At 43.8% G+C, this 617-nt stretch carries 2 protein-coding genes; both read left to right on the top strand.

The genetic code is table 11. From position 1 onward, the window contains the following. Positions 1–251, top strand: a 251-nt coding sequence (tnpB, locus tag BO225_RS13165) for an IS66 family insertion sequence element accessory protein TnpB (RefSeq protein ID WP_076342291.1), incomplete at its 5' end; no start/stop codon positions are given. A 65-nt stretch (positions 252–316) separates the two neighbouring features. Further along, positions 317–617: transposase (locus tag BO225_RS13160; protein ID WP_233120333.1), on the top strand; the 301-nt coding region annotated here is incomplete at its 3' end.

Below are 617 nucleotides of genomic sequence, written 5' to 3'. Positions count from 1 at the left end.
AGCTCGATCCTTTCGAGAACAGTCTCTTTCTTTTCTGCGGTCGGAAAACATCCTCGATCAAGGGGATCCTTTGGGAAGAGGACGGATTTCTTCTTCTTACGAAGCGTCTTGACGAAGGAAAGTTCCAGTGGCCTAAAAACAATGACGAAGTGCTTCTTCTCAGCGAACAGCAGCTGAGATGGCTTCTCGAAGGTCTGGGGATCGAGCAGAAATGTTCGATCCCCAAAAGCCGGGCGACAAAGATAATGTGATCAAAAAAGCTTTATATAAAGGGGAATTTGTTTATTTCCCTTCTTTTTTGTGGTATAATTGAATCATGGAAAAGGAAAAACAAACGACGGTCGAAGTGGATAAAGAACAGCTCGAAAAGATGATCAAAGCCATAGAGGATTTGACTGTTCGGATCGAAGAGCTGAACAAAACAATCAAACACAAGGACGCGATTATTGAAAAGCTTCAGCGGATGCTTTTCGGAAAAAAGAGCGAAAAGGCAAGACATGCGGAAATGATGGCCAACATGCCTACGCTCTTCGATCTCGAATATCCGGAAGAAAGTCCTTCTTCTGCTCGTGCTCTCCAGAACATTCAGTATTCCAGAAAAAAACGCTGCTGGAACA

The sequence above is a fragment of the Dubosiella newyorkensis genome (genome assembly GCF_001945605.1).
Lineage (GTDB): Bacteria > Bacillota_I > Bacilli_A > Erysipelotrichales > Erysipelotrichaceae > Dubosiella > Dubosiella newyorkensis.
The sequence above is the reverse complement of the archived record's forward strand: the minus strand, read 5'-3'. Positions and strand labels throughout refer to the sequence as shown.